This is a genomic window from Pantoea sp. X-Soil-ISGK-285, from assembly GCF_059730815.1.
Map to the genome: position 1 here is coordinate 459,137 of NZ_AP035938.1, position 18,818 is coordinate 477,954.

An 18,818-nucleotide genomic window follows, 5' to 3' on the forward strand; every position below is an offset into this window, starting at 1 on the left:
AGATCAGGCTTGCGCTTGTTGATCGGCAAGTTGTTGGCGCAGACGTTTTTTGTCCACCTTTCCGACCGCGGTCAGCGGCAGGGCATCTACGCAGGTAATACGGTCGGGCAGCTTAAATTCTGCCACGCCAAGTTCACGCAGGTGACGACGCAGCGCTACCGGTTTAACCGGCTGACGGGTGACGATAAAGGCACAACTCTTTTCACCCATCAGCTCGTCGCTCATGGAGACCAGCGCAGCGTGGATCACATCCGCATGGCGCTGCAGCAGGTTTTCGATCTCTTCGGCTGCGATCTTTTCGCCGCCCCGGTTGATCTGATCTTTCTCCCGGCCCTGCACGATGATGTTGCCAGAGGGCGTGATCTCGATCAGATCGCCAGAGCAGTAAAAGCCCTGGTCATCGAAGCTGGCGGCGTTATGTTCCGGGCTGTTGTAGTAGCCGCGGAAGGTATAAGGACCACGCGTCATCAGGCGACCGATGGAGCCTGCTGGCAATGGGTTACCCTGATCGTCGGCGACCCATACCTCGTCATCCGGGGAGATCGGGCGTCCCTGCGTGGTGAGAATGGTCTGCTCATCGTCATCCAGTCGGGTGTAGTTCACCAGACCTTCCGCCATACCAAATACTTGCTGCAGGGTGCAGCCGATCTCGTTCTGGATGCGCGCGGCCAGCGTTTCACCCAGCTTTGCGCCACCGACCTGAATGCGTTGCAGCGAGGCCAGCGCAGCATTGCTGCCCCATTCCTGAATCGCCTGCAGCCAGAGACTGGCGGCGGGCGGGACCAGGCCGGTATCGGTGACCTGATGCTTTTCAATCAGCGGGAAGCAGAGCGTTGCGCTGGGATCGGCGGCTAAGATCACCTGTCCGCCCGCGTAAAAAACGCCCAGCGCGCCCGGCGAACTCATCGGGAAGTTATGCGCGGCGGGCAGGGCGATCAGGTAGCGGGTGTCGGCGGTAACATCGCAGATAACGTCACTCTCACGGATGCTGTAGTAGTAATCATTATGGGTACGTGGGATCAGTTTCGGTGTACCGGTACTGCCACCCGACAGCTGGAAAAAGGCGACTTCATCGCCTGCGGTCGGGGTTGCGATGAAGTTGCCCGCGGGTTCAGCCAGCAGGGCGTCGAGGCTGTTTTCCGTCTGAGCGTCATTACGCAGGATCACCTGTTGGAGTGAACGCTGATCGCGGCGAAGTTGCGCAATAAACGCATCATCGGCGAACAGTGCGTGGCTGCGATCGGCAATTAACAGGCTCGGCGAGATCTGACTGGCATAGGCGGCCAGTTCAGTGCGCTGATGGCTGAACAGGGCGTTAACCGGGGCAACGCCGATTTTGAACAGGGCAAACAGCGTCAGGTAAAATTCCGCCACGTTGCCAAGCTGCACCAGCGCCGTATCGCCTGACTTCAGGCCGCGACGCTGCAATGCCGCGGCCAGGTTGTCACTCAGCGCCGCCAGCTGGCGATAGGTAAATTGTCGTTCGCCATCAATCACCGCTACGCTCTCGCTGTCGCGATGACGTTCCAGGATATCGGTCATCGGCAGATCGAGCCAGTAGCCTTTTTCACGGTAACGTGCGGCCAGATCGTCCGGCCAGCGGCTGTAGGAAATCGTCATACAGGTTCCTTTATTGCAGTCCAAAAGCGCGAAGCATGGTGTCGAGTTTGACGCCGGTTTCACGCCATTCTGATTCAGGTTGTGAGTCCGCTACGATGCCTGCGCCCGCAAACAGCCGCACCCGCGGGCCATTCACCGTACCGCAGCGAATGGTGACGACCCATTCGCCATTGCCCTGATCGTCACACCAGCCGACGATGCCGCCAAACAGCTGACGTTCAAATGGCTCCAGTCGCTGAATCAGCGCCTGAGCACGCTGATGCGGGAAGCCGCTGAGGGCCGGTGTCGGATGCAGCAGACAGGCCAGTGACAGCGCATTTTCGCGATCGTCCAGCACGTCACCCTGAATCTGCGTAGCGAGATGCCACAATGTTGCGGTGGTCAGCAGTGAAGGTGTCTCGGGGACCGACAGCAGGCGGCTGCGCGGCTGCAGCGTCGCGCGCATCGCATCCGTGACCAGCTTATGCTCATGACGATCTTTTGCTGAGTGCATCAGGCTGTCGCCAGAGGCCTGGTCACGCTGCGGATCGCGATGACGCGGCGCTGAACCGGCCAGCGGACAGGAGCAGAACTGGCGGCCCTGCTTACGAATCATCAGTTCCGGGCTGGCGCCAACCAGCGCGCCACCATCGGGCAGCGGCAGATGGAAGTGATAGCTGTTAGGGTTCTGCGCCACGATGCGCTGCATCAGGGCGGCCGTATCAACCGGCTGTTCCGCCACGATATCCATCAGCCGCGACAACACCACTTTATCCAGATCGCCGCGCTGCGTAGCCGCCACCGCCTGCGCAACCATGTCGATGAAAATGTCATGGTCCGGCACCGCCGTGCGGCGACGCACCTGCGGCAGTTCAGCCTCAGCCAGAGAGGCACTGGCGTTGAGATCGTCACGGTTAAAGGTCTGATACGACTCAGGGATAAACAGCGCAGCGGGCTGATCCACGTCGAAGGGGATTGCACCCACCAGAATGGGATGGGCAATGCCCTGTTTTCTGGCTGAAGCAAAATGGTGCTGTAGTTGCTGCTGAAACTCCCCTGTCAGCTGCTCACCCTGCCTTACCGGCGCGGTAAGGGTAGTAAAACAGCCCTGTGTGGTCAGGCTTTGCCAGGGAGAGGTAAACAGAAAGCCACGGCAGAGTGCCGGGAAATCCTGCAACAAGGGATGTTCAAACGCCAGCGATTCCACCATAATTTCCACCTATAAATGATAAGATAACTAATAATGATTATCATTTGTATTGTGGGCCAGTAACCTACGTTGATTAGCTGAAAGTGTCAATAATTACGCGGCGATTCAGCTGGCATGGCCGGTTAAATCAGCACAAATGGTCTCTCTCTTTTTCCGGGTAAAAGTGGACGAAAATCTATGAGTAAACATGGTGTCACATCGGCGATAGCGCTGTTTTTCCTGAGCATCAGCCTGTTCAGCGTTACCGCTGCTGCCCAGACCGGCTGGCCGCGAACTGTCGCCGGGGCAACAGGCAATATCACGCTGACCCAGGCACCGATGCGTATCGTTTCGACCAGCGTTACCCTGACCGGCTCGCTGCTGGCGATTGACGCGCCGGTCGTCGCCAGTGGCGCAACTGCACCCGGCAGTCGGCTGGCTGATAAGCAGGGATTCTTCCGTCAGTGGGGCGAAGTGGCCAAACAGCGCGGCGTAAAACGTCTCTACATTGGTGAGCCCAGTGCAGAAGCGATTGCTGCTGAAGCGCCAGACCTGATTGTGGTCAGCGCCACCGGGAATGATTCGGCGATAAAACTGGTCGATCAGCTCGCGGCGATTGCGCCGGTGCTGGTGGTGAATTACGACGATAAAAGCTGGCAGCAACTGGTGACGTTGCTGGGTGAGGCGACCGGGCATGAAGCGGAAGCTGCCGCCCGGAAAACTGAGTTTGATGCGCGAGAAAAGGCTCTGAAAGCGAAGCTGACCCTGCCGCCGCAGCCGGTTTCAGCGATGGTGTGGAACGGGGATGGCCGGGCAGTCAATCTGTGGACGGATGCGTCGGCGCAGGGGAAATTACTGCAGCAACTGGGCTTCACTCTGGCGACGCCGCCGGCCACTCTTCAGTCTGGTCACAGCATGGGACAGCGTAAAGATATCCTGCAACTGTCAGGAGAAAATCTGGCGGCAGGCCTTAATGGTCAATCATATCTGCTGTTTGCCGCTGAAGAGCCCACCGCCGCACAGGTGATGAGCAACCCTTTCCTGGCGCAGACCCCAGCTGTGCGCGCAAAAGCGGTCTATGCGCTGGGGCTGGATAGCTTCCGGCTCGACTACTACAGCGCCAGCAATTTGCTGACGCGGCTGGAGACGTTGTTCGTTAAATCATGATCCCGTTTCCGCCGGTGCAGGCGGTTGATAGCGACGCAGACGCGCCATCAGCAGCCACATGATGATGCCCAGCACGGTGGCTGCCAGACCAGCCAGGCTGGCCGCCTGCTGCGGCAACAACAGTGAACCCATCGCGCCAATCATCGCTGCACCTATCGCATCGCCGGTGACATTCTGCGCTGTCCAGAGGCTGTTGATCCTGCCGAGCAACGCATCAGGCGTCAGCGTCTGGATCAGCGCGTACTGCACCAGGCTGTTGATGGCACTGAAATAGCCAAAGGCCGCAAGGCAGACCAGACTCGCGCTGAACCACGGCATCAGGCTGAACAGAGCCAGCGCGACGAAAGCAGCAATAGCACTCGCCAGAATCAGGCGGCCCGGCTGCGGTGACTGTGCCAGCCGTCCGCTGGTGAGGGCACCTGTGGCAGCACCCAGCGGAACGGCGGCATACATCAGCCCTAACTCCGTCACGCCGACCTGCCAGTGTGGCGCCAGCGCCGGATAGAGCACGCGCACCGCGCTGGCTAACGTCACCAGCGCGCCGACCAGCGCCGCCATGCCAACGATCGGGCTGGCAAACAGGAATTGCACGCCGCTGACCAGTGCTTTTAGCGGATGCTCACGCGGCTGCGGCGGTGGCGCCAGCCGCGGCAACCGCAGCAGGGTTAGCACCGTCAGCAACGTGCCGAACGCCGCCAGTCCGTAGTTCCACGCCACACCGCCCTGCGCGATGACCAGTCCGGCAATGGCGGGGGAGAGAATCGCGCCAAAGCGCACCGTCAGCATGGTAATCGCACCTGCTTTCATCAGGTTTTCACGCCCGACCAGCGCCGGAGTCGCCGCCAGCAGCGCGGTGACGCCTATCGCGCCGAAAAAACCATCCCACAGTCCCAGCACAAAGACGGCGATCACCGACGGCGAAGGGAGCAGGGCATTGATGCATAAGGCGACAAAGCCCAGGCCACAGGTGGATCGGGCAAACAGGATCAGACGTCGGCGCTCATAGCGATCCGCCAGCACGCCGCCGGTCAGCAGGCCGATAAACATGCCGGCACCGGCCAGCGTCACCGCCAGACCCACCAGCAGCGGCGACTGCGTTAGCTGCTGAATCTGAACCGGTACCGCCACCGCCAGCATGCCGAGGGCGACGATGGAGATAAAGCGGGCGATAAAAATGGCGCGAAAGGCGGGGTGGGTTCTCAGCAGGCTGAGATCGATAAAGTGGGAGGGTTTGTTCATAACGTCGCTTTTTTGCACCCATTTTCCTCATCATTGAGTCCGGGAGTCATGGTAACATACAAAAAATCACTAATAACGATAACAAGTATCATTATCATAATGACTCGTGCTGCGATCTCAATGAATCGATGAAGGTTTAAACGTTATGCGTCAACTTCGTGCAATAGCAGGTTCAGGGATGCTGCTGTTGTTGCTTCTCGCGCTCAGCCTGATGCTGGGTGCCAAATCTATCCCCTTTCATGATGTCACGCAGGCCTTATTCAGCGACTGTAACCGCGTCGATTGTGTCATCGTGCGCGATGCCCGACTGCCGCGCACCCTGGCGGGTCTGCTGGCCGGGATCAGTTTAGGTCTGGCGGGCGCGCTGATGCAGAGCCTGACGCGCAATCCGCTGGCCGATCCCGGCATTCTCGGTATCAACGCCGGTGCAGGCTTTGCGGTAGTGCTGGGCATCGCCCTGTCTGGCGCTGACTCCCCCGCGGACTGGCTTGGCTTTGCCTTTACGGGCGCACTGCTGGCCTCCCTGCTGGTGGCGCTGACCGGTGCGCTGGGCGGTGGCCGCGTTAATCCGGTGCGTCTGACGCTGGCAGGCGTGGCGCTGGGCGCGGTGCTGGAGGGGTTAACCTCTGGTTTATCGCTGCTCAATCCTGACATCTACGATCATCTGCGTTTCTGGCACAGTGGCTCGCTGGATATCCGCAATTTTGCCATTCTGCGCACCACCTTTCCGGCGGTAGTCGCCGGTAGCCTGCTGGCGCTGCTGCTGGCGCGTTCGCTCAACAGCCTGAGTATGGGCGGTGATATGGCGACCGCGCTGGGTACCCGGGTGATGCGTACCCAGCTGGTGGGATTACTGGCTATTGCGCTGCTGAGTGGGGCGGCGACAGCCGCTGTCGGCCCCATCGCGTTTGTCGGCTTAATGACGCCACATCTGGCCCGCTGGCTGCTGGGTAACGATCATCGCTGGATGCTGCCCGGAACCCTTCTTATCACCCCCTGTTTGCTGCTGGCCGCCGATATTCTGGGACGGCTGCTGGTACCGGGCGAACTGCGCGTGTCGATTGTCACGGCCATACTGGGCGCGCCGATGCTGATTGTGCTGGTGCGCCGCAAGTCGGGAAGAGGGCAGCTATGAAACGGGTGATGATTAATGCGCTGATGCTGCTGGTGGCCTGCGGGGTGCTGACCTTTCTGAGCATTACGCGCGGCACCTTACCGATCTCCGCCAGCCAGTTGTGGGCCCTTATCAACGGCGAGGCGGCGCGTAACATACAGCTGATTGTACTGGAGTGGCGACTGCCGCGTGTCATGATGGCGCTGCTGATTGGTGCGGCACTGGGCGTCAGCGGGGCAATTTTTCAGTCGCTGCTGCGCAACCCGCTGGGCAGCCCCGATATTCTGGGTTTCAATACCGGCGCTTACAGCGGCGTGCTGGTGGCACTGGTGCTGTTCCAGCAAAACATGGAGGGCATGACGCTGGCGGCACTGCTTGGCGGACTGCTCACGGCGGGCGTGGTCTGGCTGTTCAGCTGGCGCAACGGCGTGGAGACCTTTCGTCTGATCATTGTGGGCATCAGCGTGCGGGCGCTGCTGATGGCGCTGAACAGCTGGCTGATTATCAGCGCCTCACTGGAGGCGGCACTGAGCGCCGGACTCTGGAGCGCCGGTTCACTCAACGGCATTACCTGGGCGAAAACGACGCCGGTGATTACCGTGCTGCTGCTGGCGCTGCTGGCGACAAGCATGCTGGCCCGGCGCATGCGTCTGCTGGAGATGGGTGACGACACCGCCTGCGCGCTGGGCGTACCGGTTGAACGCAGCCGCGTTTTGCTGATGCTGACGGGCGTGATCCTCACCGCCGCCTCTACCGCGCTGGTCGGTCCTATCTCCTTTATTGCGCTGCTGGCACCGCAGATTGCTCGTCGACTGTGTGGCGGTATCAAAGGCGCGCTGCCGCTGGCTGCCTTGTGCGGCGCGCTGCTGTTAACCGCCGCGGATTACGCCGCGCAGCACTTTTTCCTGCCTTATCAGCTGCCGGTTGGCGTCATCACGGTTAGCCTGGGCGGACTCTATCTGATTGCTTTACTGGTACGGGAGGCGCGACGCCAATGACAGTGAAAACACGTTTGCAGGGCGACGCGCTGACGCTGGGGTATGACAAAAAAATCGTGGCGGAGAATCTCACCGTCGCGATCCCCGACGGTGAACTGACCGTTATTATTGGCCCCAACGCCTGCGGAAAGTCGACGCTGCTGCGTACCTTAAGCCGCCTGGTCTCGCCCCTGAAAGGCCAGGTGCTGCTGGATGGCAATGCGATTGCTCACTACGCTACCAAAGAGGTGGCGCGTCGGCTGGGGCTGCTACCGCAAAGCTCGAATGCACCAGCGGGCATCAGCGTCAGCGAACTGGTCGCGCGCGGGCGTTATCCGCACCAGTCGCTGTTTGGTCGCTGGCGACAGGACGATGAGACGGCTGTTCAGCAGGCAATGCAGGCTACCGGCGTGGCAGATTTGGCGCAGCAGCAGGTTGATACGCTCTCTGGCGGCCAGCGGCAGCGGGTGTGGATTGCGATGGTGCTGGCTCAGCAGACGCCACTGTTGCTGCTGGATGAACCGACCACCTGGCTCGACATCGCCCATCAGATTGAGTTGCTGGAATTAATGCAGGATCTCAATCAGCAGCATGGCCGTACGCTGGTGGTGGTGCTGCATGATCTCAATCAGGCGTGCCGCTATGCCAGCCATCTGATTGCGATGCGAGACGGGAAAATCATTGCCGAAGGGAAACCGGCGGAGATCGTCACGCCGGAACTGATAGAAGCGATCTACGGCCTGCGCTGCATCATCATTAACGATCCGGTGGCCGGTACGCCGATGATTGTGCCGCTGGGAAGAGGCTGACCTGCGCTTTCTCCACCCGAAGAAAGCGCAAAGTCAGAACGGTTCAGGGATTCAGCGACGCCAGGCACTGCTGCAGTCGTGGCCCAATCTGTTCGAACATGCGCGGTGAGATGATCTCGACGTGCGCACAGTCCAGCGGCCAGATAGTCAGCTCGCCGACATAGGGCGCCCAGGCGCGGCGCGCATCCTGACCGGGCTGCTGCGTCTGTTCCGCCAGGAACAGAGTTGCGTGTCCGGTGAAGCGGGCACTGCGCGCTGTTGCCAGCAGGCGCACTGAACTGGCGTAATTGGCTTCAATGGTGGTAAACAGTGCCTCCATTCCTTCACCGGCCTGCTGCCGTTGCGCAGCGATAAACTGCTCGCGCTCACGATTAACCTCTTCCAGCACCGCCGGATCCAGCACGTTTTCACCGCGCCGTTCATCCCAGTTCTGCGTCTCCGGCGGCCAGGTATCCAGCAGTCCGAGGAAGGCAACGGTTTCACCTTCGGCCTCCAGCCGCGCGGCGATACCCTGCGCCAGCGTGCCACCCAGCGAGTAGCCCAGGAAATAGTATGGCCCCTGTGGCTGCTGCTGACGCACCGTCGCCAGATGCGCCTCACACACCGCGTCAAGGTGCTGCGCCTGGTTCAGCGGGCTGGCGGTGTCGGGTGACTGAATGCCGAGTAGCGACCAGCGTGCATCCAGATAGCGCTGCAACACGCTGAACTGCCAGGCAAAACCGGAGGCGGGATGGAAGCAGAACAGCGTCGGGCCAGTGCCGCGTCGCAAGGGTAATACCGCTTCAAATCCGGCACGAGCCACATCCGCGGGCTCGCTGCTGAGCAGTGTCGCCAGCTTTTCTACCGTGGATGCCACCATGATCTGGCCCACTGACACCGGCTGATTCAGCGTCCGGCGCAGCTGTGCTGCCAGCCGCATCGCCAGCAGCGAGTGGCCGCCCAGCGAGAAGAAATCATCCTGGGCGCTCACCGGTTCGCACTCCAGCAGCCTGGCAAACGCCTGTGCCAGTGTCGTTTCGAGTCCGGGATGCGGCGCGCGACCAGCCAGCGCTGCCTGCGTTTGCGGCAGCGGCAGCGCTTTGCGATCCAGTTTACCGTTGCTGCTGAGCGGTAACGCCGCCAGCTGAACAATCGCCACCGGCACCATATGCGTCGGTAACTGTGTGGCCAGAGTCTGACGCATTGCGTCGGTATCGATCGGGCCATCAGCCACCACATAGCCGACCAGCTGGCGGGCATCGCCCTGCTGATCGCTGCTGCTCCCCAGCACCACCGCATGTGTGACGGCCTGCTCAATGCCAGGTAGCGCAGCCATGGCGTGGTCGATCTCGTTCAGCTCGATACGCTGTCCGCGAATTTTAAGCTGATCGTCGCTGCGGCCCAGATACTCCACCGCACCATCCGGCAGCCAGCGCGCCACATCACCAGTGCGGTACATCCGGGAGCCGTGACCCCACGGATCGGCGACAAACCGGCTGGCAGTGAGGTCGGGACGATCAAGATAGCCATGCGCCAGCTGCACGCCGGTCAGATAGAGATCGCCAGCCACGCCCGGTGGCACCGGCTGCAGACGCGCATCCAGAATCCGTAAGCCGGTGTTCCAGACCGGGAAGCCAATCGGCACGCTGGCCCCTTCGACGGCCGCCAGCTCCGGGCCAAAGGCCGGATAGTAGCTGACATCAACCGCCGCTTCGGTCGGACCATAAAGATTATGCAAGGGCACACGGGTCAGCGCCTGCCACTGGCGCGATAACTCTGCGGGCAGCGCTTCGCCGCTACAGAAAACCCGGCGCAGGGTGGCGCAGCGCGCTATCGCGTCACCTTCCTGCAGCGAAGCGACAAAAGCAGCCAGCATCGACGGAACAAAATGGGTGGTGGTCACGCGGTAGCGGGCAAACAGCTGCTGCAGCGCGTCCGGGTCGCGATGAGCATCGGGCGGAGCCATCACCAGCCGTGCGCCGACGATGAGCGGCCAGAAGAACTCCCATACCGAAACATCAAAGCTGCTCGGGGTTTTCTGCAACACCACATCATCGCTGCCGAGCGGATAGCGATCCTGCATCCATAACAGACGGTTGACGATCGCCTCATGACTGACCAGCACCCCTTTTGGCCGACCGGTCGAGCCGGAGGTATAGATGATGTATGCGCCATCCTGTGGACGCGGGGCCTGCATCAGCACGCTATCAACGGGTGTTAACAGCGCGTCGTAAAACAGCGGCGCGACGGGTGAGAGTGCCGCCAGCCGCTTGGCCAGTTCACGACAGGTGATCAGCGTTTTCGGCGCGGCATCTTCCAGCATCATCTGTAACCGATCGTCCGGGTAGCCGGTATCAAGCGGCAGCCAGGTTGCCCCCACGCTGACGATCGCCTGCAGCGCCAGCGATAAAAAGACCGAACGCGGCAGCGCTACGGCGACGATATCACCCGGCGTCACTCCCTGCGCAATCAACTGTTGCCCCAGCGCGGCGACCTGCTGCTGCATCTGTTGATAGTCAAGCTGATGCCCCTCATCTGCCAGTGCCGGAGCGCGCGGCGAACGCTGTGCCTGACGGAGCAGCAGGCTGCTCAGGGTTTCTGCAGGCAGCATTACGGCAGTCTGGTTGATCGCCGCGAGCTGCTGATGCTCTTCCGGCATCAGCATATCCAGCTCGCCACAGGCACTGGCTGGCCGGACGGCAAGCTGCTGAAGCAGCAGGCCAAAGCGGCTGGCGTGTTGCTTTAGCGTTGTGTCGCTGTAGCGCTGTGCATTAGCCAGTAACTCCAGCGTCAGGTCGCCCTGTTCGCTGAGGTAGATAGCAATCTCCAGATCGCGTACCGGTCCTGACGCCAGCTGATGGGTTATGCCTTTGATGCCAGCGAAATCGAGCTGGTAATCAAACATCTTCAGATTGATTACCGGCCCATAGAGCGGATCGCTGTCGCCGGAGCGACCCAGATCGCGCTGCACCTGTTCAGCGTCGTAACGCTGATGACGACGCATTTTTTTGACTTCGCCCGCCAGACGCCCGGCCAGTGCCGTCAGCGGCTGTGCCGGATCGTAATGCACCGCCAATGGCAGCACGTTAATCACCGGACCGGTGGCGCAGAGCGCGGCCGAGCCGATACGGCGCATAAAGATGAAACCGGCGGCGAACGCATGCTGACCGGTGAGGCGCGCCAACCATAAGGCCACCAGCGCAAAGGCGGTATCCGCAGCACTGAGGTTGTGCTGCCCGGTGTGCGTCAGCAAAGCCTGAAAAGTGTCGCGATCCACGGCAAACGTGTGGCGCAGCAGGTCGGTACTGGCGCTCTGACCGGCCAGCGGCAGAGCGGACAACGAGGCGGGCGCAGGTAGCTGCGCGCCTTTCTCCAGCCAGAACTGGCGATCGCGCTGCCAGCCCGAAGATTGCTGATAGCGCTGATATTCATCAACGACGTCGCTGAACGGCACGAACGGGCTTGGCTCCGGCGTGTCGCCGCGCTGCCAGGCGCTGTAAAGATTGGCGATACGGCGGGTCAGGGCGGTGAAACTAAAACCATCGACCACCAGATGATGGTATCGCTGATACCAGTACCAATGATCCTCATCCAGCCGAAGCAGGCTGTGATGGTAGAGCGGCGCGCCGCTCAGCACCCGCAGATCGCCGGTCATATCCTGCTGCATCAGCGCACGTGCTGCGGCCTCCGGATCGGCGGCGTCGCGCAGATCGACCACCTCAGGCTCGCGGAAAGCCTGGGGTTCAGGCCACTGTAGCGGTTCACCCTCCAGCTCGCCAAAGGCCATATTCAGTGTGTCCGCTTCCTGCATGCCAGCAATTATGGCCCGTGATAACAGCGCGCTGTTCAGCGCACCGCGCAGTTCGACAAAATGCGCCACGGCGTAAGCATTGGAATAGGGCGATAGCTGGTCAGCGATCCAGATTCCGGGCTGAGCGGCCACCAGCGGCAGCGTTTTTTGTTCTGTCTGCGGGTTGAGGGTGATCTCAGACATTTTCGCCTCTGTCCTGCGTCATAACCGGACGGATATCGTGCCAGTTTTCATTCAGCCAGCTCAGACAGTCAGCCTGTGGCCCGGGACCAAACACCGGCTGCCATCCTGCCGGAACCGCACAAAAGGCGGGCCATAAGCTGTACTGCTGCTGATCGTTCTTCAGCACCTGACAATCCTGTTGCGGATCGTCGAAAGGGTTAAGTTGTTGCATGTCGGTCTCCTGTCCGCAGTCACCGGGCGCGCTAACGCCGCTGTCCTGCATATCCGATATCTTTCAGTGGCGCGCAGAAGGCGGAATATAAGCGGGTTAGGGCTATTGCCATATGGCTTTAAGGCCTGCCAGCAGTCCGCCGCGCCAGCACAGCGCATCGTGACCACCTTCGACCGGGTGATAGCTGACCTGATGTCCGGCAGCGGTCAGATCGTGCTGAAACTGCTGGTTTGCTGCCAGAATCAGCCGTTCGCGTCGTCCCGCTTCCAGGTAGAAGCGGCGAGGGGGGGCCTGCAGTAAGCCCTGTTGTAACTGCTGTGGCAGCCAGCCATTGGGATCGCCGCGCGCGGGCCACCAGAACGACCCGGAGAGGCTGATCGCCCCAGCAAAGGTTTCCGGCCAGGTCAGGGTGGCGTAAGCGGCAGAAAGGCCGCCAAAACTCTGTCCCGCTACCAGCGTGCTGTCGGCACGAAACGGCGCCCAGCGCTGAACCTGCGGCAACAGCTCGTGCTGAATCGCCAGCCAGAAGTCAGGGTTACAGGTCAGCTCACGCGTGCGGTGCTCGCGGTCGATGATGTCGATCATGACATAGACCGCAGGGGGCAGTTCGCCTGCCTCTGTCAGTTGCTGAAGCGGGCCGGCAACCGGCATGTTCTTTGCCCAGAACTGACCATCCAGCAGCAGTACCAGCGGACGATCGCCTGCACTGGCGTCTCCGGTAACAGAGATCCAGATCTGACGCTGGTTCCCCAGCCGTTCGCTGCGCCACAAATAGTGTTGCAGCGGAATATCGGCGGCACGGCCCTCATCAACTGCACGCCACACCTGCTGATCCGGCGCGTGTGGCAGGTGCAGTGGCGAGACCCTCATTCCGCGTCCACCCGCCCAGCTTCGCAGAGGATTCAGCGGATCGCTTTGCGCCTGCGGGAATTTCTGACTCCACCACTGGCGCACTGACTGCATATCGGCCTGCCCGGTAAAAGTCTCTTCCTGACTATCAGGAATCAGGCAGTAGCTGCCGCGCCAGTCAGCGGGCAGAGCGGTTTGCCACCACCAGACATCGGTATCGGGAACAGGCGTTAATGAGGAGGGGACCGCTGAATGATGATGATCGGTTACGCCGGTAATATTGATCCAGACGCGCCGGGTATTGGAGTGCTGCGTGTCACCCTGAGGATCGCGCCAGAAAAAGGTGACCTGACAGGTTCCCTTTTCGCCAGCTTCAACCAGAGGAATGCCCCGTTGCTGCTGCTGTTGCCACCAGCGTTCACTGCCGGTTTCTTCATTTAACCACGTCATACGCGCCATCTTTCGATCACCCTTGATTAGGGTCATGCATGTTATGAATAATAGTATTGATAATTATTTGCATTTGCAATAGGGTGTTTCCGCCCGACAGGGAGCGCGCGCATCCTCTCTGCCGCACCGGCTTTCAGACTGATGCAAAGCGCTTCTGACGCTGGCCCGGCGACAAGGGGAAAACGTTGCAGGCAAGGTTATTACTTTTTTACCGGCACGCCGGCAGTGGCATCCTCGCCGGCACTCCAGGAACAGAAAAATGAAAAAGTTATCCCGGCTTTCGTTAGCCATTATGATTGAACTGGGTTTCACCGCCTCTCTCATTTCTGCCGGTGCCGTGGCTGCTGAAGCCACCCGCGAACCGGCTATCGACAGCAGCCCCTCCGATACCCTCCACGACGACACCATGATGGTGACCGCCGCCGAGCAGACGTTGCAGGCACCTGGCGTGTCGACCATCACCGCCGACGAAATTAAAAAACATCCACCCGCACGCGATGTCGCCGAAATTATTCGCACCATGCCTGGCGTCAATCTGACCGGTAACTCCACCAGCGGCCAGCGCGGAAACAATCGCCAGATCGATATCCGCGGCATGGGGCCGGAAAATACCCTGATTCTGATCGATGGATTGCCGGTGACCAGCCGCAACGCGGTTCGGCTTGGCTGGCGTGGCGAGCGTGATACGCGCGGCGACACTAACTGGGTGCCGCCAGAGATCATTGATCGCATTGAGGTAATCCGCGGTCCGGCAGCGGCTCGTTACGGTAACGGTGCAGCGGGCGGCGTGGTGAACATCATCACCAAAAAAGAGATGGATAATCAGTGGCACGGCTCATGGAGCGCCTATTACAACGTGCCGGAACACAAGGAGGAGGGCGCGACCCGTCGCACCAACTTCAGCCTTGAAGGGCCACTGGGCGAGGATGTCAGTTTCCGGCTCTATGGCGGTCTGGCAAAAACGCAGGCTGATGCTTACGACATTAATGAAGGGCACGCCGCAGACCGCACCGGCAGTTACGCCGGATCGTACCCGGCGGGCCGGGAAGGCTCGATCAACAAAGATATTCATGGCCTGCTGCGCTGGGCATTTGCGCCGATGCAGACGCTGGAAGTGGGGGCCGGTTACAGTCGTCAGGGCAACCTCTACGCCGGGGACACGCAGAACACCAATACCAACGCCCTGGTGAAAAGCAAATATGGTGACGAGACCAACCGGCTCTATCGGCAGAACTTTTCTGTTAAGTGGACCGGTGCCTGGGATAATGGCATCAGCACCAATACCTACGCGCAATATGAGAACACCCGCAACGCGCGTCTGAATGAGGGGCTGGCAGGCGGCACCGAAGGCATCTTCGCCAACAGCAACTTCAATACCATCCAGCTGGATGATGTGTTGTTGCACAGTGAGATCAGTGTGCCGTTTGAATGGCTGGTGAACCAGACCGCGACTTTCGGGACGGAATGGAATCAGCAGCGGATGAAGGATCCTTCATCGACGACTCAGGCCGCCAGCTACGGGTCGATTCCCGGTATCGCTACGACCGGCCGCACACCCTATTCGCAGGCGGAGATCTTCTCGCTGTTTGCCGAAGACAATATTGAGCTGACCGACAGCACCATGCTGACGCCGGGCCTGCGCTTCGATCACCATTCGATTGTCGGCGATAACTGGAGCCCGTCGCTCAACCTGTCACAGGGATTAGGCGATGAGTTCACACTGAAAATGGGTATTGCGCGCGCCTATAAAGCCCCGAGCCTCTATCAGACCAACCCGAACTATCTGCTCTACAGCAATGGTCAGGGCTGCGCCGCCAGTGCCGGTGCCTGTTATCTGATGGGTAATGACGATCTGAAAGCGGAAAACAGCATCAATAAAGAGATTGGGGTCGAATGGAAGCGCGACGGCTACCAGGCGGGCCTGACCTGGTTCCGCAACGACTACCGTAACAAGATCGAGGCTGGCACGGCGCCAACCGGCACCGCATCTAACGGCAAAACCGACATCTACAAATGGGAAAATGTGCCGAAAGCGGTCGTCGAGGGGCTGGAAGGCACGGTTAATGTCCCGTTCTCCGACAGCGTAACGTGGAACAATAACTTCACTTACATGCTGCAGAGTAAGAATAAAGAGACCGGCGATCGTCTGTCGATTATTCCGGAATATACGCTCAATTCGACGCTGAGCTGGCAGGCGATGCAGGACCTCTCCCTGCAAACGACCCTGACCTGGTACGGTAAACAGGTACCGAAGAAATATGACTATAAAGGTAACGCCGTTACCGGTAGCGCCACCGATCAGGTGAGCCCCTATTCGGTTGTGGGCATGAGCGGCACCTATGACGTTAATAAATATGCCAGCGTCACCGTGGGTATCGACAACCTGTTCGACAAGCGCCATTTCCGGCAGGGCAACGCGCAGACCACCGGCAATGCCACCACCGGAGCGTGGCTCTATGGCGCCGGGGCCAATACCTTTAACGAGTCGGGCCGCACCTGGTATATGAGCGTGAATACCCGCTTCTGATGGACGGGCAATAAAAAGCGCAGCGGTTGACCTGACCGCTGCGCTTTTTTCATGACTGAATAATCAGTTGTTCTGATTGATATCGCGGTAGAGACGGCTCTCAAATCGCACCAGCGGAATACGGCGGGTACGCTGATCTTCCGGCGGGACCGCATAACCGGAAAGGAACTGAACGAACGCCACCCGCGCGCCACTGGAAGTAGTAATAAAGCCCGCCAGGTTATAGACGCCCTGCAGTGAACCGGTTTTCGCCGAGACTTTGCCATCCAGCCCCGCCTCATGCAGCCCGCCGCGATACTGCAGCGTGCCGTCGTAACCTGCCAGCGGCAGCATCGAAATATAATCCAGCGTGTTGTCATTCTTCGCAATGAACTGCAATACCTGCATCATGGTTTGCGGCGAAATCAGGTCATGGCGGGAGAGACCTGAACCATCCACCTGAATGCTATTACCCATGTCGACATTGGCTTTGGCTTTCAGGATGCGGCGAACGGCATCCTGTCCGGCGCGGAACGTGCCGGGCACATTGAAGTAGTGATGACCAATGGTGCGAAACACCGTGTCGGCAATCATGTTGTCTGACTTCTTCAGCATGGTGTGCAGCAGCGTATGCAGCGGCGCGGACTGGGTCGATGCCAGCACGGTACCCGGTTCGGTGACCTGCGTCTGTCGCACCAGATGCCCGCTATAGTCAATCTCAGACGACCGTAGTTCCGCCTTGAGGATTTCGCCAGCCCAGGCCGCGCCATCCTGCACCGCAAATGCCAGCGGCAGCGGTTCCGCGCGCTGGCGCATACAGCCCGTGAGGGTGTAGCGGTTCAGCTCGCCCGGCACCACATCCAGTTCGCAATATTGCCCTTCGCCGCTGTTGCGGCCAATGGTGCGCACCTGGCTGTACATATGCGCCGGATAATAGGAGGCGATACGTACAAAGGCATTCTCACCCGGCGTATTAGCACTGTAGAGCGAAACCGAGAAGCAGTTTTTATCAACGATTGCCGCACCCGGCGGAGCACTGAAGCACTGGGTCATATCGTTCCACGGCCAGCCCGGCGCCATATCGTGACTGGCAAAAACGGAGGTGTCGATAACCAGATTGCCTTTGATATGGTTAATGCCCTGCTTCTTTATCGCCGCCACCATGTTGCGCAGATCCTGACGGCTTAAGGTGGGATCACCGCCGAAACGTGCAACTAAATCGCCGTTCAGGGTGCCATCGATAATGGCGCCGCGAGTCTCAAAAGTGGTCTGAAAACGGAAGTCGCCACCCAGTTCCAGCAATGCTGCCAGCGCCGTCACCACTTTCATGGTACTGGCGGGCAGGGCCATCTGTTTTCCGTGATAATCAATAATCGGTGTTGATGCGCCTACTTTTTGTACCATCAGCGCCAGATTGGCGCCGTCTGGCAGGTACTGCATGTATTCATCAACTGGCGCTGCGTGTGCCTGCAGCATAAATGCGCAGCTTAATCCGGTAACAAGTCGTGAAAATCGCATAATCTCGCGGTAACTGGCAGGTGAGGGCGTCAATACTACGTCGCTGGACGGTGCAAAGTAAACGATGACCCGCAGGGAACTCTGGGGTAAAATACGTATCAAATTGCAAAACTCTTTTCTGGCCTGGAAGCATCTCCGGGTCAGGATTCTTTTATTTGCAAAAACGGGCTAATGCGCCGCAGAACGCTTTTTTCTGCAGTCACCGGTCAGGATGACATCGTTAAACAGGAAAGATGGCGAGGAGCTTAAATGAATCAGATTCCGATGACGTTAAGAGGCGCTGAAAGATTGCGCGAAGAGCTGAACGAGCTGAAAACCGTGAAGCGCCCGCGCATTATCGCCTCTATCGCTGACGCACGCGAACATGGCGATTTAAAAGAGAACGCGGAATATCACGCTGCGCGTGAAGAGCAGGGTTTTTGCGAAGGCCGTATTCAGGAGATTGAAGCCAAACTCTCCAATGCGCAGGTTATCGACGTCACTCAGATGCCGAAAACCGGACGCGTGATTTTCGGTGCAACCGTTACCGTGCTGAACGTCGAAACCGACGAAGAAGCCACGTATCGCATTGTGGGCGATGACGAAGCGGACTTTAAGCAAAATCTGATTTCGGTCAATTCGCCGATGGCGCGTGGCCTGGTGGGTAAAGAGGCCGATGACGTGGCTATCGTGAAAACCCCGGGCGGCGACGTTGAGTATGAAATCCTGAAGGTGGAATACCTTTAAGATGTTGCTACGCTTTGAAAAGCGTTAAAGCACAATGTAAAGAAAGGAAAAAGGCCGCATTGCGGCCTTTTATCTGAGGTAAGAGCATGTCACTTTCTTTGCCCACTTAGCGTGGCAGAGAAATTTTGCTCTCTTTAGAGGGGCGATACAGCACCAGCGTTTTGCCGATCACCTGTACGTTGCTGGCACCGGTCTCACGCACGATAGCCTCAACGATCAGCTGCTTCGTTTCACGATCTTCCGAGGCGATTTTTACCTTGATCAGTTCGTGATGCGACAGAGCCTGCTCGATTTCGGCCAGCACGCCTTCAGTCAGGCCATTGCCACCCAGCATAACCACTGGCTTGAGCGGATGGGCGAGGCCCTTGAGGTGCTGTTTTTGTTTGGTACTTAGATTCATCGTAGTTTTTTACTTACTCAGGGATTGAAAACGGTTCATTCTACCGCCATCTCGGGTATATCACCAAATCGACGCAACCCATTGCGTGCAG

The 18,818-nt window shown here is 59.3% G+C and carries 14 protein-coding genes; 6 read left to right on the forward strand and 8 right to left on the reverse strand.

Going from position 1 to position 18,818, the window contains the following annotated elements:
- Positions 1-3: 3 nt before the first annotated feature.
- Together AC6I8B_RS02085 and AC6I8B_RS02090 are read right to left on the reverse strand one after the other, a co-directional pair.
- Positions 4-1,620 carry a (2,3-dihydroxybenzoyl)adenylate synthase gene (locus AC6I8B_RS02085; RefSeq protein ID WP_010251844.1) on the reverse strand — a complete coding sequence of 539 codons (1,617 nt, stop codon included), beginning with the start codon at positions 1,618-1,620 and terminating at the stop codon, positions 4-6.
- 10 nt (positions 1,621-1,630) lie between these two features.
- Positions 1,631-2,809, reverse strand: coding sequence for an isochorismate synthase (locus AC6I8B_RS02090; RefSeq protein ID WP_157353485.1), 1,179 nt, complete (start codon positions 2,807-2,809; stop codon positions 1,631-1,633).
- Between the two features lie 177 nt (positions 2,810-2,986).
- Between AC6I8B_RS02090 and fepB the strand changes: the two genes are divergently transcribed.
- Complete coding sequence (fepB, locus tag AC6I8B_RS02095) at positions 2,987-3,955, forward strand: Fe2+-enterobactin ABC transporter substrate-binding protein (RefSeq protein ID WP_033787509.1); 969 nt, start codon at positions 2,987-2,989, stop codon at positions 3,953-3,955.
- On the opposite strand, the gene entS is transcribed toward fepB, so the two are convergent.
- The gene (entS, locus tag AC6I8B_RS02100) at positions 3,950-5,194 is read right to left on the reverse strand and encodes an enterobactin transporter EntS (RefSeq protein ID WP_157353484.1); all 1,245 of its coding nucleotides are present in this window, start codon (positions 5,192-5,194) and stop codon (positions 3,950-3,952) included. The genes fepB and entS overlap by 6 nt on opposite strands.
- Positions 5,195-5,339: 145 nt before the next feature.
- Here entS and fepD point away from each other — a divergent pair, with 145 nt between their 5' ends.
- Genes fepD through AC6I8B_RS02115 form a run of 3 tightly spaced genes read left to right on the forward strand, consistent with a single transcriptional unit; the run spans position 5,340 to position 8,094 of the window.
- Positions 5,340-6,329 carry a Fe(3+)-siderophore ABC transporter permease gene (gene fepD / locus AC6I8B_RS02105; RefSeq protein WP_072171285.1) on the forward strand — a complete coding sequence of 330 codons (990 nt, stop codon included), beginning with the start codon at positions 5,340-5,342 and terminating at the stop codon, positions 6,327-6,329.
- Complete coding sequence (gene fepG, locus AC6I8B_RS02110; protein WP_045140844.1) at positions 6,326-7,306, forward strand: iron-enterobactin ABC transporter permease; 981 nt, start codon at positions 6,326-6,328, stop codon at positions 7,304-7,306. The genes fepD and fepG overlap by 4 nt, the downstream gene beginning before the upstream one ends.
- Positions 7,303-8,094: an ATP-binding cassette domain-containing protein gene (locus AC6I8B_RS02115; protein ID WP_010251825.1), complete on the forward strand. Its 792-nt coding sequence runs from the start codon at positions 7,303-7,305 to the stop codon at positions 8,092-8,094. Before fepG ends, AC6I8B_RS02115 begins: the two co-directional genes overlap by 4 nt.
- Positions 8,095-8,137: 43 nt before the next feature.
- On the opposite strand, the gene AC6I8B_RS02120 is transcribed toward AC6I8B_RS02115, so the two are convergent.
- The 3 genes from AC6I8B_RS02120 to fes form a co-directional block, all read right to left on the reverse strand.
- On the reverse strand, positions 8,138-12,067 hold the full coding sequence (locus AC6I8B_RS02120) for an enterobactin synthase subunit F (RefSeq protein WP_497817564.1): 3,930 nt from the start codon (positions 12,065-12,067) through the stop codon (positions 8,138-8,140).
- A complete protein-coding gene (locus AC6I8B_RS02125) occupies positions 12,060-12,278 on the reverse strand; it encodes an MbtH family protein (RefSeq protein ID WP_029519500.1) in 219 nt (72 codons plus the stop codon). The genes AC6I8B_RS02120 and AC6I8B_RS02125 overlap by 8 nt, the downstream gene beginning before the upstream one ends.
- Before the next feature lie 102 nt (positions 12,279-12,380).
- Positions 12,381-13,586, reverse strand: coding sequence for an enterochelin esterase (gene fes, locus AC6I8B_RS02130; protein WP_497816118.1), 1,206 nt, complete (start codon positions 13,584-13,586; stop codon positions 12,381-12,383).
- 250 nt (positions 13,587-13,836) lie between these two features.
- Between fes and AC6I8B_RS02135 the strand changes: the two genes are divergently transcribed.
- Positions 13,837-16,104, forward strand: coding sequence for a TonB-dependent siderophore receptor (locus tag AC6I8B_RS02135; protein WP_346553630.1), 2,268 nt, complete (start codon positions 13,837-13,839; stop codon positions 16,102-16,104).
- 63 nt (positions 16,105-16,167) lie between these two features.
- Here AC6I8B_RS02135 and dacB read toward each other — a convergent pair whose 3' ends face one another.
- Complete coding sequence (dacB, locus tag AC6I8B_RS02140; RefSeq protein ID WP_010251813.1) at positions 16,168-17,601, reverse strand: serine-type D-Ala-D-Ala carboxypeptidase; 1,434 nt, start codon at positions 17,599-17,601, stop codon at positions 16,168-16,170.
- 249 nt (positions 17,602-17,850) lie between these two features.
- Between dacB and greA the strand changes: the two genes are divergently transcribed.
- Positions 17,851-18,327: a transcription elongation factor GreA gene (greA, locus tag AC6I8B_RS02145; RefSeq protein WP_010251811.1), complete on the forward strand. Its 477-nt coding sequence runs from the start codon at positions 17,851-17,853 to the stop codon at positions 18,325-18,327.
- 106 nt (positions 18,328-18,433) lie between these two features.
- On the opposite strand, the gene yhbY is transcribed toward greA, so the two are convergent.
- On the reverse strand, positions 18,434-18,727 hold the full coding sequence (gene yhbY / locus AC6I8B_RS02150; RefSeq protein ID WP_010251809.1) for a ribosome assembly RNA-binding protein YhbY: 294 nt from the start codon (positions 18,725-18,727) through the stop codon (positions 18,434-18,436).
- Between the last annotated feature and the right edge of the window lie 91 nt (positions 18,728-18,818).